The 13,337-nt window shown below is 42.8% G+C and carries 11 protein-coding genes; 8 read left to right on the top strand and 3 right to left on the bottom strand.

Going from position 1 to position 13,337, the window contains the following annotated elements; translation table 11 throughout:
* Positions 1-44: 44 nt before the first annotated feature.
* On the bottom strand, positions 45-1,637 hold the full coding sequence (locus RJ41_RS08105; RefSeq protein WP_039219113.1) for an ABC-F family ATPase: 1,593 nt from the start codon (positions 1,635-1,637) through the stop codon (positions 45-47).
* 656 nt (positions 1,638-2,293) lie between these two features.
* Between RJ41_RS08105 and RJ41_RS08100 the strand changes: the two genes are divergently transcribed.
* The 5 genes from RJ41_RS08100 (at position 2,294) to RJ41_RS08080 (ending at position 9,182) form a co-directional block, all read left to right on the top strand.
* Positions 2,294-2,674, top strand: coding sequence for a PA2779 family protein (locus RJ41_RS08100; protein ID WP_039219111.1), 381 nt, complete (start codon positions 2,294-2,296; stop codon positions 2,672-2,674).
* A 4-nt stretch (positions 2,675-2,678) separates the two neighbouring features.
* Positions 2,679-3,608, top strand: coding sequence for a PA2778 family cysteine peptidase (locus tag RJ41_RS08095; RefSeq protein ID WP_039219109.1), 930 nt, complete (start codon positions 2,679-2,681; stop codon positions 3,606-3,608).
* Between the two features lie 79 nt (positions 3,609-3,687).
* A complete protein-coding gene (locus RJ41_RS08090; protein ID WP_039219107.1) occupies positions 3,688-4,098 on the top strand; it encodes a hypothetical protein in 411 nt (136 codons plus the stop codon).
* 193 nt (positions 4,099-4,291) lie between these two features.
* Positions 4,292-7,720 (top strand): M36 family metallopeptidase, encoded by a 3,429-nt coding sequence (locus RJ41_RS08085; protein ID WP_039219105.1) that lies wholly within the window; start codon positions 4,292-4,294, stop codon positions 7,718-7,720.
* A gap of 331 nt (positions 7,721-8,051) precedes the next feature.
* Positions 8,052-9,182 (top strand): mechanosensitive ion channel family protein, encoded by a 1,131-nt coding sequence (locus RJ41_RS08080; RefSeq protein WP_052235428.1) that lies wholly within the window; start codon positions 8,052-8,054, stop codon positions 9,180-9,182.
* Between the two features lie 122 nt (positions 9,183-9,304).
* On the opposite strand, the gene RJ41_RS08075 is transcribed toward RJ41_RS08080, so the two are convergent.
* Positions 9,305-9,883, bottom strand: a complete 579-nt coding sequence (locus RJ41_RS08075; protein ID WP_039219103.1) for an outer membrane beta-barrel protein — start codon at positions 9,881-9,883, stop codon at positions 9,305-9,307.
* Between the two features lie 159 nt (positions 9,884-10,042).
* Positions 10,043-11,230, bottom strand: a complete 1,188-nt coding sequence (locus RJ41_RS08070) for an MFS transporter (RefSeq protein ID WP_039219101.1) — start codon at positions 11,228-11,230, stop codon at positions 10,043-10,045.
* Between the two features lie 616 nt (positions 11,231-11,846).
* On the opposite strand from RJ41_RS08070, the gene RJ41_RS08065 reads away from it, so the two are divergent.
* The 3 genes from RJ41_RS08065 to RJ41_RS19045 are packed head-to-tail and all read left to right on the top strand — an operon-like array spanning position 11,847 to position 13,328.
* Complete coding sequence (locus tag RJ41_RS08065; RefSeq protein WP_039219099.1) at positions 11,847-12,185, top strand: hypothetical protein; 339 nt, start codon at positions 11,847-11,849, stop codon at positions 12,183-12,185.
* A complete protein-coding gene (locus tag RJ41_RS08060; protein ID WP_052235427.1) occupies positions 12,178-13,161 on the top strand; it encodes a hypothetical protein in 984 nt (327 codons plus the stop codon). The genes RJ41_RS08065 and RJ41_RS08060 overlap by 8 nt, the downstream gene beginning before the upstream one ends.
* Positions 13,158-13,328, top strand: coding sequence for a hypothetical protein (locus tag RJ41_RS19045; RefSeq protein WP_156964767.1), 171 nt, complete (start codon positions 13,158-13,160; stop codon positions 13,326-13,328). Before RJ41_RS08060 ends, RJ41_RS19045 begins: the two co-directional genes overlap by 4 nt.
* Positions 13,329-13,337 lie beyond the last annotated feature (9 nt).

Raw genomic sequence — 13,337 nt, 5'->3', positions numbered from 1 at the left:
CTTAACTGACTGGCATTAGCGTTGAACGCCCCTTTTGATATTACTTAAGCGTTTTCTTTATGCGCCAAAAACTCTTCGTAGTTTCCATCGAAGTGATTCAGTTTCTTGTCTTTAATTTCGATGATTTGCGTCGCCAGTGATGAAACAAATTCACGGTCGTGACTTACAAAAATAACTGTGCCATCAAATTTGTATAGCGCATTGTTCAAGGCTTCAATTGACTCCATGTCCATGTGGTTAGTTGGTTCATCCATTACCAATACGTTGATGTCTTGAAGCATTAGCTTTCCGAACAACAAACGGTTTTTCTCACCACCAGAACATACCTGCACGCGCTTGTTGAAATCGTCAGATGTAAATAGCAAGCGTCCTAACATACCTTTAATTTGCAGGTCATCGTGTTTAGGGCTGCGCCATTGGCTCATCCACTCAAACATAGTGATATCTTCGGAAAAGTATTTGGCGTTGTCCTGCGGAATGTAGCCAATCGCCGCATTTTCAGCCCATTTATAGCTACCTGCGGTAGGTTCAATATCATTAACCAAGCACTTCAAAAGCGTGGTTTTGCCAGCCCCGTTCTCACCAATAATCGCCAAGCGCTGACCTGCTTCTAGTAGCAAGTTAGCGTTGTCGAATAGCGGAAGATCTGGGTAGCTATGGCCTAAATCTTCAAGCGTAATAGCAAGGCGGTGAAGTTTCTTGTGCTGCTTAAATACAATATAGGGCTTACGACGGCTAGACGCTTTTACCTCAGCCAATTCAATTTTCTCAAGACGGCGGGCACGCGAGGTGGCTTGTTTCGCTTTCGATGCGTTGGCAGAGAATCGCGCTACAAAGCTCTGTAGCTCTTCAATTTCCGCTGACTTCTTAGCATTTTCTGCATGAAGCTGTTCTTGAACTAGCATGGCTGCTTGAATGTAGTCGTCGTAGTTACCCGGATAAACGCGCAGCTCACCGTAGTCGATATCGGCCATGTGCGTGCATACAGAATTTAGGAAGTGTCTGTCGTGCGAAATAATAAGCATGGTCGACTTACGCTTGTTAAGCTCTTCAGCAAGCCAACTGATGGTGTAGATATCCAAGTTGTTCGTTGGTTCGTCTAGAAGCAGAATGTCTGGCTCGGCAAATAACGCCTGCGCCAAAAGCACACGTACTTTTTTACCAGGTGCGACTTCTTTCATAAGACCAAAGTGATAGTCTTCGTCAATGCCGGCAGACGTTAGAATTTCACCAGCGCGTGCTTCTGCTGTGTAGCCATCCATCTCGGCGAATTGGGTTTCCAAGTCCGCCACGCGCATGCCATCTTCTTCGCTCATTTCAGTCTTGCTGTAAATAGCGTCGCGCTCTTGTTTCACTTCCCATAGTTCACGGTCACCCATGATAACGGTATCGACTACGCTAAACTCTTCAAACGCAAACTGATCCTGACTCAAGATACCTAGCTTTGTGCCTGGCGCCATAGAAACGTTGCCCGACGATGGTGTAAGTTTACCGCTTAGAATTTTCATAAAGGTAGACTTGCCACAACCGTTTGCGCCAATCAGGCCGTATCGGTTGCCGTTGCCGAACTTGGCGGAAATATTTTCAAATAATGGCTTAGAGCCAAACTGCATTGTGATGTTTGCGGTGGTAATCAAAACAGGTATCCAGGGGTAAAACAATAAGAAGAGATAGTAGTGAAAGCAGTTGTCACTTCACTAATATATAAAAGCGCGCGCACTATAAGGAATTGAGGGCTACATGTCGAGGGAATTTTGAACAGTTTTTGCGCTGATGTGCTTTTCACCCAAACGCTAAAGAAAGTAATAACCCCGATAATGTATTTTATAGCTTGTTTTTATCAGAAATTGCACCTGAAACTTAACTCCTTATAATATGAGGCGTGAAATAGGCGTTTCGAATCAACTGCTCATTCCACAGAGTGCCCTTTACTGTTTGTTGCTCTTTTTACATTAGCGGCAAGCAAATAATTCCAGCATAAAGAAAATATTACATAAAAGTCAGCGCGCGGTGATGCATCAATGCAGTATTAACGACTAAAGCTTTATTCACCACTTTTCGCATCAAGGTCACTTAAATCGTTATTTTAAAGAGAAAAAAATGAAACCTTGTCTATTATAAAGAAAGGTTTTTTTAGTTGGTCTTAATCTTGCTGTGCTTATCTACTGAAAATAAACTGCAGAACGCAAATGCGTCTGCTGAATCAGTGCGAAGTTTTATTTCACTCTAGTTTAACGTGAGTTAGGTAACGCAAAAGAAGAATAAAACTGGGCATTTTAAAGAGGGAAACATCATGAAATTTTTGAAAAAAATTGCGATTGGTTGCTTTTCGGCAACGATTTTAATGTCTGGCAGCGTGCATGCAGAAGCAATTAGCTCAGATTCCGTAATGCAAACTCAAGCTGCTCACTACAATAAGCAGCAGCTAATTGACATGGTTAATCGTGCCGACGTGCAGAGTAAATTGGTAAGCTTAGGTGTAGATAGCAACCAAGCTATCGCCAGAATCAACGGCATGACCGACAGCGAAATTGCCCAATTAAATGATGAAATTAATCAAGCGCCAGCGGGTGGCGTTGTGGGCGCAGTGCTTACCGTACTTGCTATTATCGCAATTTTGGACCTAATTGGTGTAACTGACGTTTACCCATTTATTCGTCCAGTGAACAGCTAATTGGATGATCAATTCAGTTAAAAAGGCCTGCGCGTTAGCAGGCCTTTCGCTTCTATTTTTGCTTTCAGGCTGTCAGTCCACACCTCAAGCTGACAAGCTTAGGCAAGAGGGACTTGCCTCTTTACCTGAATCTCACACTATTCAATCTGTTCCGTTTTTCCCCCAAGAGCAGTTTTATTGCGGGCCTACCACACTATCTGAAGTGTTTGGTTACTATGGTGAAAGCACCACTCCAAATGACATTGCGCCTAAGTTATTTATTCCCAACAAAGAAGGGAGTTTACAACTAGAAATGGTGAGCGCTACCCGACAATTTGGTTTTTTGCCATACTCTGACCGAGGGACTTTATCGTCAATTATGTCGTTAGTTAAAGACGATATCCCAGTGATTGTTTTTCAAAATTTGTCCATCCAGTTATTACCCCAATGGCACTACGCTGTTGTTATTGGTTTCGATAGTGATAAGGGGACGGTTACTTTACATACCGGCCTTACGCCTAATCACGAAATGTCGCTTGAGCTTTTTGAAAGAACGTGGGGAAGAGGAAATTACTGGTATTTGGCACCAGTTCCTCCTAATGTAACCTCGCCTGAGATGACACCGTTCACTTATGTAAGTGCGGCTTACGACATGCTTAAAGTGGGAGATAAAGGGCGTTCATTGGCGTTTTTGGAAACCGCGTCGCATACATGGCCAACGTACTGGTTAAGTTACTTCTTGATTGCCAATTATTACTTAGAGCGAAACGACATCCAAGCAGTGGATTGGTTTAAGAAAGGCTATGAAGTGGGGCAGAACCAACATGTTTATGTTCACAACTACGTATTAGCTTTGCGCGAAAACAACATGCCCGAGAAGGCAAATACAATTCTAAAACAGGGGCTTGAACGCTTTCCCGATAACGAAGCGCTTTTAAAATTAGCTGAAAAATAAACCTAAACTTTAAGAGTATTCGCATTTACGAAAACTTATCGTCTACTATTAACTTAGGAAGTAACTGTGAAAGTAGGCTATGCCAAAAATACTGAGTTCATCAACAATTTCGTACGAAAACGGAGTAGTCACCTCTCGACTCTATGGCGCGTTTAATGAAAAAAGTGCGGAAGACTACAGCGATCGTCTCTTTAAACTAGTCATAGGACTGAATCAACGACCCTTTTCCCTTCTGGCAGATATTAGCCAAGTTGAAGGTGCAACTCCTGAGGCCTTCGACATACTCAAGCGTATTATAAAACGGCTCCCCGATATGGGATTAATCGCGAAAGCTTATGTTTATAAAGGGCCTGTTATACGCGGAATAATGTTTCAGAGGATCCCCGAGCTCAAAAGTATGGATTATCTTTTTTTCACGGATATTGACGAAGCTTCTTCGTGGTTGTCTCGCGAATATGAACGCAAACTATCTCTGCTCTCTGATTCTTAATTAGCCTGTAATAAGTTAATAGCGCAATTAACTATCTCATTTCCCACATCTGGTTGGTGCAGTTAACTCTAGTGGTTAACCCCTATGGTGGATGGGCGTTTTTTGCTCGATCCTAATTTGGTTAACGCTATCCAGTCGTTGCTCAGTATTAACGCTGAACGCATTGATAGCTCCAAATTTTAAGGATTGAATAATGAAAAAAAGAACCCTTATATATGCTGCGGTAGCAGCGGCTCTACCTTTCGTAGCAAGCGCCTCCAAAGTACACGCACCCTTAGATACTTCATCGCACCGCATTGCTGAAATAAATCTGACTGACAATGTTGTTAACCCGCCAGCAAACAGCTTGTTTCAAATGGCGTTAGACCAACTGCAAACCACATTCCCATCATCTACATTACGAACAGCTAATGGCCATTTAGACAGTGTTTTTGGTATTGCCATTGATGTTTCAGGCACGTCGCCTGAACAGATGGGGTATGACTTTATTAGTCGACATTCAGCCCTTTTAGGTGGACTGAGTGACGGGGATTTTGTTTTTAACCCTCACCGTAGTAAAGCAGCATTGGGTGGTCATTTAGTGAGGTTTGACCAAGTCATTGATGGTGTAAAAATCAGAGATAGAGGTGTCGGCCTCTTAATAGATGAGTCTCAGGTAGTGAGAGCGCTGTTCGCCGATACCGCTATAAATACGCCTATTGCTAACTCTCAAGTTCTTTCTGCTAATAGCGCGATCAGCGTGGCAACCGCCGATTTAGCGTCTTACAAGCGAGCATTACCAATAGAAGCTCTTGATGTACTGAACCCTGCGTTTTCTCAAATAGAAAAAAGTCTTGGCATTTTTGCCAAGCCACTACCACAGAAAGTGGTTGTACAAGATGACAATAAACTGAAACTCGCATGGAAGTTCTTCTATTACTCTTCAAATCCTTTTGGTGTGTTTGAGTATGTAATAGATGCCCAGTCGGGAGACATTCTGGCGCGTAATGATCGGGTCAAAACCATTCTTCCTTCAGGTGAAAATGAAGTTACGCAAACGGGGCAGGTTGGCTTAGTTCAGCAGACTGCGGATTATTTCCCAACATTTCCACCCATTACGCCATCGATGCAAAGCGAATGTTTGATAGAGGACGATGCAGGTGGCTACACCGGCAAACCGAAAGGGATGGAACGCATTAACCTACGTAAGTTTGACGATTCTAACTTAGTGACGGGTGTTGAAGGTTTGCTTACAGGTAAGCACGCGCTTATTGAAAGCGCGATGCTGACAAAAGGGCCTTTTCCACAAGCGGTAACGGGCACGTATCACTTCAGTGAGGATGCTGCCATAGAGGCAAGACCTGTCGAAGATGACCATGTAACACCCTCTACGGCACATCACATTGACGGCATCAGCCAGTTTATTTACATCACCACATTGCTCGAATATTTAGATTACCTCCATAAGGACGGCGATGATGTGCATAGTCGTGGCGTGGGCGATGGCTCGTTTCCAAATAGTTACCCTAATGAAGCGGTACCGTTAACTGGTGTGGTACATATTCCGAATGTGCTCGACCCACCAGATAACCCAGCAGATCCTGAGTTTATGGCTAAGCTCTTGGGTTTGGACAACGCATTCGCAGTGCCGTTATCACAGGAAATTGCAGGTGAAGAGGTAGTGGTTAACCCGACAGCTTACGGCCATGGTTACTTATTCAACAACCTAGCAATGGATTTCTCGGTTCCCATTCATGAAGGCACCCATGCGACAATTACCCCTATCGCAGGCTTTGAAGGCGAGCCAGAAGGTGGTGCGCTTAACGAAGGGCAAGCCGACCTATGGGCATACACGGTAGGCGAAACACCTGATTTAGGTACTTACCCCGTTAATTCGTGCGATTTACGAAAATTCTTAAGAGAGCAGGGGGTTAATCCCGACTCATTTGAGTTTATTCGTTCTGCACAGAGCCAAATTCGTTATTCACAGTTAGGCACAAGAGACAACGCATTTGAAGTGCATCGTGATGGAGAAATTTACGCGGGTGCAATGTGGGACTTAAGAGAGCTCATGGTGGCGCTGCAGCCTAGACAAGACTTTGTTCGCCCCGATCCAGTTACCGGCGATCCTACCCAAGAAACTAGCTTGGGCAAAGAAACGTGGGAACGTATCTTCCTAGGCTCAATGTACGTGCTAGGAATATCTGCGCCAGACACCTTTGTGCGCGCACGGGATGCAGTGTTAATTGCAGATGCCGCCTTATATCCTACCGATCCTTTAGATTTAACTTCACCGGGTCGTCATCATGCATTAATAGAGCGTGTTTTTGCTGCCAGAGAGCTAGGTGCAAACGCGAAAGCACCGTTAGGCGGTCGGCAGACTATATCAACGGCAGTGAGCGAGTTTACGGCTACCCAGGCTAAGCCATCGACACCAGACGCTATAGACGCGCATATCATTTCTGATGACGCGATTGAAATTACGTGGGAAACCGTACCTGACGCTTTTGCTTATCAATTGCTAAAACGCAAAAAAGGGTCGAGTGCGCGTTTGTTTACGGGTGTACCAACCCGAGAATACTTTGACGGCGACCTCACATTCTCTGGCTTCACCCATGTTGAATTTATTGTGGGCGATAATCGCTACATAGACAAAGGGCAAGGTTTAGGGCGTGGTGCAGGTCAAGGCATAGACTCGTTTGACTATGAATACGTAGTGCGTGCAATCAGCCTTAACCCTAATCAGCAAGTTGGTTTTTCTAATATGTCAGGGATTGCTTCAACCGGCTTAAACACGGTGGATGTGAGTGACCAAGTTGACTACAAAGTGGGTAATGTAAACTACAATAACGGCATCTTTGCCTTTGATATTGCGTTGATAAATACTGGCGACGAGAGAATTTACGGTCCAGTTGATTTCGATATTACTCATATTAGCAATGGCAGTATTACCGTATTGAATGCAGATAATGGTGGCACTGGTAAAAACGGCGACATAGCAAGGTTCCGTTTCGATCAATCGCTAGATGTAGACAGAACATCTGCACTGCGTTATCTAAAGTTTGATAACCCTAATGGAAAACTCTTTACGTTCCAAGCGCGGATCAGCGGCTACGAAGCTGGCGCTTCGTCAACCGGTAGAGGAGAAACGCCTACCTTTGATACGTCTGAGCCAAAAGAACAGTCTGTGGTTTACCATAATATTGAGGAGCACTCGGGTGTTGTCTTAATTGGCGCAGCGGATGAAGCGTTGGTTGATGGCGTTGACTATGTTGATATCCCGTTTACAGCGCTGCCAAGTGCATCAAGTGTAGTTGCAACGCTGAGCGCTGATGTTGAGGTAGTAGCGGTGCCAGATCTTGACTTTGAACTGCTAGATGCCGAAGGCAATATTATGGCGAGCTCCGGCAACTTGGGCTCTAATGAGCAAGTTGGCGGTGGCATTGTCCCCGGAGAAACCTATCGGGTTCGCGTGAATGGTTGGGCTAACGGCCCGACGTCATACCGGGTTGTTATTGAGCAGTTTGTAAGTGATATTAACGACGCAAACGTTGATCAAAATGGTAATGCGACAACGGGAACAGTAACGTTTGAGTTTAATCCCGTAACAGGGAAAGTAATGCCTTTGAACTTACTTAATTAGTCGCCCGTGAAAACACGAAGAATCTAGGCTAACTAGAAGAAAGGTCACCTACCAACAACTGCCTTTCTATAGGCCTATAAAACAAACCAAAGCCCCATGTTGTGAAAATTGCATGGGGTTTTTTATTAAACTCGCCCTCCGGGAAGGTCTGGCAAGCTTCCTAGCTTCGTTCATTCCCACGCTTCGCTAGGAAACTTGCCTGCGCCTTCTGAGTGGGCAATTATCTATGCGGATTGGTATAACTGGTGCACCTTTTGCCTCTTCTTTCACGTACTAAGGTGTAGCTAAAAATAAAAAGTGCCTACTCATATATGCAGGAGCCCCGTCAGCCGTGGACAGCACTCAACTTCTTGAAAACCAGCAGGCAATAGCAATAGCCGGATTAGTAGGCGTTGTTATTGTGCTCTTCATTGTTAAACGACTTATTTTGGTGCGTTTGAAAGCTAAAGCGCGTTCAGAAAACAGCAGTATGTCTGATATCTATCGCGTGCTTGTGTTGTCGTTAAATGCCCCACTTAATTTGCTTATCTGGGTTATTTTCCTGCTGTTGGTTAAAAGTATTGTTTCAGTATTTCAGATAGAAGATGAAGGGGCGATTAAAGCGCTAACCATTGTTATAGAAGCTGGCCTCATCATTACTTTATTTCTCTTCTTCGAGCGTTTTGTCACTTACTCGTTGAGTCGTTATCGCGACCAGTCAACCATAGTTAAAAATACCAGCGCAATTGCCGGTGGAGCAGTTAGAGCGCTTTTCGCTGTATTAGCGATTTTGATTATATTAAGCACCATGGGGGTGTCGGTAACACCCATTGTTGCATCGTTAGGCATTACTTCGCTCGCAGTAGCACTAGCGCTACAGCCAACGCTTGAAAACTTCTTCTCGGGTATTCAGTTGGTAATGGATAAGCCCATTCGTATAGGCGACTTCATAGAGCTGGACTCGGGAGAACAAGGTTTTGTAGAGAAAATAGGATGGCGCTCCACGTGGGTTAGAATGCTACCTAACAACATCGTGATCATGCCTAACAGCAAACTTTCTAATTCCAAACTCATTAACTACTACTATCCCGAGCGAGAACTATCGGTGCCCGTAGAAGTTGGCGTGCACTATAACTCTGATTTAGAACACGTTGAAGAGGTCTGTTTGGACGTGGCCAATACTATTTTAAAAGAGCACGAGTACGGTGTTAAAACCTATCAACCCTTCGTCATTTTTCACACCTTTGATAATTCCAGCATTAACTTGACCATAATGCTGAGAACCAGAGAGTATTTTAATCGTTTTTTCATAAAAAGTGCGTTTATAAAAATGCTGAAAAAGCGGTTTGATGAAGAGGGGATCGTAATACCGTTCCCAATTACTGCGCTCAATGTGGCGCAAGAAGGCGCGGCAAGTGTGTTGTCGTCAGCGCAGTGCACGAAAGACAACAAAGCTGAACAAAAAGGAATAGCGTCAACGTAGCGCTTTGTGAATTGCAAACTCGCCCCGTGTCATTTATCGGTAAGGGGTAATAATCGCTGGGCATTAAAGCCACGTTCAAAAACGTGGCTTTAATGCGGTCATGCTTTCTTACTGCTAGGGTATTAGAAAGTGTAGCGCGCTGATATACCTAGTAGGTCTACATCATCAGCGATGACATAAGTAGCGCCGAATGAAAACTGTGGCGTAAAGAAGTAGTCTGCGCCAATTTCAAAGGCAGTATCATCTTCTTCGATATCGATGTAGCGAATAACACCGCGAAGCTCAAATTGTTCTGAAAGCATTGAACGAATACCGGCAGTAATGCCATAGCCGTTGTCGTCAGCCTCTGCAGAAGCGAAGCCTGCATCTACATCAATATCTACATATTCGTAGGTTAACTCACTAAAGAAATCAGTTGTTGCTGTTAAACCATAGCGGTATCCAACACCTGCTGAAATGTAGTCTAGTTCACCGTCAACGCCATATTCGTCTTCACTTAGCTGGCCATAGCGCCCTGTTAGGTACACATTTTCGTTAAGCGATTTAAAACCTTGAATCTGAAAACCTGTTGGCTCGAAGTCGCCTGCGTCTTCGATATCTGCTTGTACATATCCAGCTTTGATAAAGTCATAAGAAGGCGAAGCTGCGAAAGCATTTAAAGAAAGTGCGCCAAAGATACTGGCGAGAATCGTACGTTTCATTATTTCTAATATCCTTTTAACAACAATCACTTCCAACCACTTTGGAAGTTCCACCATTATGGGGATAGTTTTTAAAAATCAAATGGGAAAGGTGTTGGAGGTTGCGAAAAGAATATCATTTGGTCAATTAATGGTGACTAAATACTGCAGCATGCGTAACTAGTGCTTTTTAAACGTCACACAAATAATGATGCTCGCCAAACTCAGTATGCAAGTCGATAAGCTAAAGGCAACGGTAGGTTCTAACGTAAGTAGTGTTACCGCGTAAGCACCTATTGCCGCCCCTGTTAAATGGAAAAAACCAGTGAGGGCAGCTAAAAATCCCGCAGATGTTTTAGAGAAACCAAGCATAATTGTCACGCTGCAGGGCATGGCGATACCGATAAAAAAGAACATCGTGTAGCAATAAGCAAGGATAATGAGTAAATCATTGGCGAAACCACAGAAAACGGTTAATCCAAAAAGTACGGAGAGCAGGGCAATAAGCAAACTTGATCGCTTGAACTTTTGCAGAGGTGACAAAGACGCCAAACGAATATTAAGTAAGCTCCCAACAACAAATGACAAGGTGGCTATGAGAGAGTATAGGGAGAACAGCGTTTTTGTAAGCCCAAACTGCTGCATAATCATTGATGGCGCGCTAGTTATAAAACAAAAGACCATGCCATATAAAAGTCCGCTTGCCATGCCGGTAGAGACAATTTTCGTTATTGTGCTTTTAATAAGAGCTAACGTATCGCTTAAAACATTCTCTGTGGCTGGCAGCATGTATTGAGCTAGTTTATGAGAAACGGAAAAAAGCAAAATTAAAGCTAAAAGGCCCAACACTAAAACGAAATAAAAAATAGCGGAAATACCGAAGTACTCTCCAATTAACGTACCGACTAAAGGCGCGATTGCTGGCGCGATAGCAAAGGCAATGTTGATGAGGGAAAGTGAAGTGTTTAGCTGTTTTTCGTTAAAGATTTGACGCGATAAGCCTCGCGATACCGACACACCAACCCCACCTCCTAGGCCTTGAACGATTCTGCCTATTAGAAAAGTCGCTTGATCGCTTGCGAGCGCCACCATAAGCGTACCTGCAATAAATACCAATATTCCAAAGAACAAGAATGTTTGCTTATTTACATAGTCACACGCTATGCCCGACGCTAACTGTGAAAATGAGAACGCGACTAAAAACACCGCTACGCTTTGTTCGATTACGCTCACCGGACTGCCGTACACAATCGCTAAATCAAAAAAGAAGGGGCTATAAATGCTGGTAGAAACCTGACCTAGAATGGACAAAATAGCAAAGGTAACCGTTAGCGAGTAAAACGCATGGCGCGACATGGTGTGCTTCATCTAATAAGAAACCGCTAAATGGCTAGAGTAATAATAGCCAAAGACTACAGGTGAGGTATTACACTTTTAATAAAGGTGCTTTTTAGTTTGGGATGGTGTTATCAACAGAGTGAGATCAATGATGATCCCCCGTTTATGGGGTAGAGCCGTTTAATGTTGGTACCAGTGGGCGGACTTGAACCGCCACGCTATCGCTAGCAACGGATTTTGAAAAGTTAGCGCATAAAATAGTTATTTTAATTCAGATGGTTAAATTGTTTTATAAGCGCTTTGCAAATTCTTTGCAAGTCGACATTTCTAATCTAATAAGTAAAACAAATCAATCCATATACCTGCTTGTTTAATACCTGCATATTTGCATATAAATCTATTAATTTTTTGAGCAATTTAATTAGCTAATTGTAGGCTTACTACCTAAAGCACGTTAGCTCGAAGTAAATAGTTTTATTGGTTAGAAAATTCTTGTTTATATTACCAGTGTCAAATGCCTTGAGTGTTTTGATTGAATTTATGTGAGTGTAGGTATATTCGATATTTTAATTTGCGGTCAAATATTGTACAGTTTTGCCAGTCATAACTAAAATCAAGCTAGGATTGCGAGGAAATCACTTTAGGGATGAAAACTTTCAAACTCCCCTTTTTTCTACTTTTAATGGTATCCATGTTACTGCCTGGTTGCGCAGTGACGTACGTTGATGAAAATGGTCATAAAAACATAATTGGTTTCGTCAACGTTAAAACTGAATCTATTGAAGAACGAACTTTGTTTGCAGATGAGACTGTAGATGTCTCAGCTTTAGGGTTAATGTTTTTCAATTCATCGGAACAATCGTTTGTAGCATTTGGCTATGGGCGTGAAACAAATACATATCTTAAAAACAATGTATTGCTATTAAACGAGCTAGACTTGAAAAAGAAACAATGCCTTACCGACGAGAGAATGGAAGATGAATAAAATATTAAGGATTACAGTAGTTTGTTTTGCATTTATTAGTGGATGCTCAACTGTTGATAAAGCTGTTTTTGTAACCAAAACCTCAATAAGTGTTCTTGATGTAGACTCCACACCGTCAGAAGTATCATTTGCATACGATCGCACTGAAGGTTTTATTGGTCCAAACTATCAGAATGGAAGTGTTCCTTCTGTTGTGGGCTCATTCCGCTCGAGCGGTGAGATTTTCAATCCAAAAATTAAACAGGTCTATGCTACAGGAGAGGCCGCTAACTTGGTTGTTGACGGTAATGCCCAAAGATATCAAGAAGGTGACCAAGACAAACTCAAAACGAATAGTAAAGAAGACAAAAAAACTCTTTTTTTCGGTACGAGCACAAGCCTAGGTTTTAAAATTGGAGTGGAAAGTACAAACCCAACATTCTTACTTGGTTATCGAAGAAAGGAGGCTTCTTACATCCCATTGAGAAAGAATTCTGACGGTGAAGATATTTATTCATCAGTATTAGCTAGCATTGACACATCAATATCTAATTCCAGAGATGGAGCCAAATTTACGAATGGACAATATTTTGCCACAGGAGTAGCGGCCAAGAAATTGGCTTCTGATGATATTGTACAGGAAGCGTTTAGAGAAAGAGCTAAATCGGCACTGGAGCAATATGACGATGGTAATAGACGACAGTCAAGTTCGTTATCTAATCTAACGTCTTGTGCGTTAAGAATGACTAATGCAGCTAACTGGAAAAGTATTGTTGACTCAGCGTCTACGGCAGAACTATTTGTAGATGCAAGTGAGGTAGAGGATAAGTTAAATAACTATACTAGCACCAAAAACGCAGAAAACTTACTTGCCCTTATTGCAGTGTATTTAGATGAACTAAAAGTTGGAAAAAAACCTAATTCTAGCGAACACTCCTTACTAATGGAAAAACACAGTCAACATGCTTGTAAATTAGCAAATGAGGAGATGTCATGAGTGACAAAATATACACTGAAGAGGTGCCTTGCGAACGTTGTAAAGAGCGAACTGAAGAAATTAACTCAGGTGGTCGTTATATTGTCTTAAGCTGTAAGGAAAAACAGGGTGAACTAGGTATCTGCCAATTAAAGTATGAGCGAATAAAAAAGTCTAGAAATTCATGATGTTAGCTT

The organism is Alteromonas marina (assembly GCF_000808575.1).
In the GTDB taxonomy this organism is placed as follows: Bacteria; Pseudomonadota; Gammaproteobacteria; order Enterobacterales; family Alteromonadaceae; genus Alteromonas; species Alteromonas marina_A.
This window is presented reverse-complemented; position numbering and strand designations above follow the sequence as displayed.

Coding starts and splice junctions, on each gene's coding strand:
- RJ41_RS08100 (WP_039219111.1), top strand. CDS start 2,294: ATGAAATTTTTGAAAAAAATTGCGATTGGTTGCTTTTCGGCAACGATT.
- RJ41_RS08095 (WP_039219109.1), top strand. CDS start 2,679: ATGATCAATTCAGTTAAAAAGGCCTGCGCGTTAGCAGGCCTTTCGCTT.
- RJ41_RS08090 (WP_039219107.1), top strand. CDS start 3,688: ATGCCAAAAATACTGAGTTCATCAACAATTTCGTACGAAAACGGAGTA.
- RJ41_RS08085 (WP_039219105.1), top strand. CDS start 4,292: ATGAAAAAAAGAACCCTTATATATGCTGCGGTAGCAGCGGCTCTACCT.
- RJ41_RS08075 (WP_039219103.1), bottom strand. CDS start 9,883: ATGAAACGTACGATTCTCGCCAGTATCTTTGGCGCACTTTCTTTAAAT.
- RJ41_RS08070 (WP_039219101.1), bottom strand. CDS start 11,230: ATGAAGCACACCATGTCGCGCCATGCGTTTTACTCGCTAACGGTTACC.
- RJ41_RS08065 (WP_039219099.1), top strand. CDS start 11,847: ATGAAAACTTTCAAACTCCCCTTTTTTCTACTTTTAATGGTATCCATG.
- RJ41_RS08060 (WP_052235427.1), top strand. CDS start 12,178: ATGAATAAAATATTAAGGATTACAGTAGTTTGTTTTGCATTTATTAGT.
- RJ41_RS19045 (WP_156964767.1), top strand. CDS start 13,158: ATGAGTGACAAAATATACACTGAAGAGGTGCCTTGCGAACGTTGTAAA.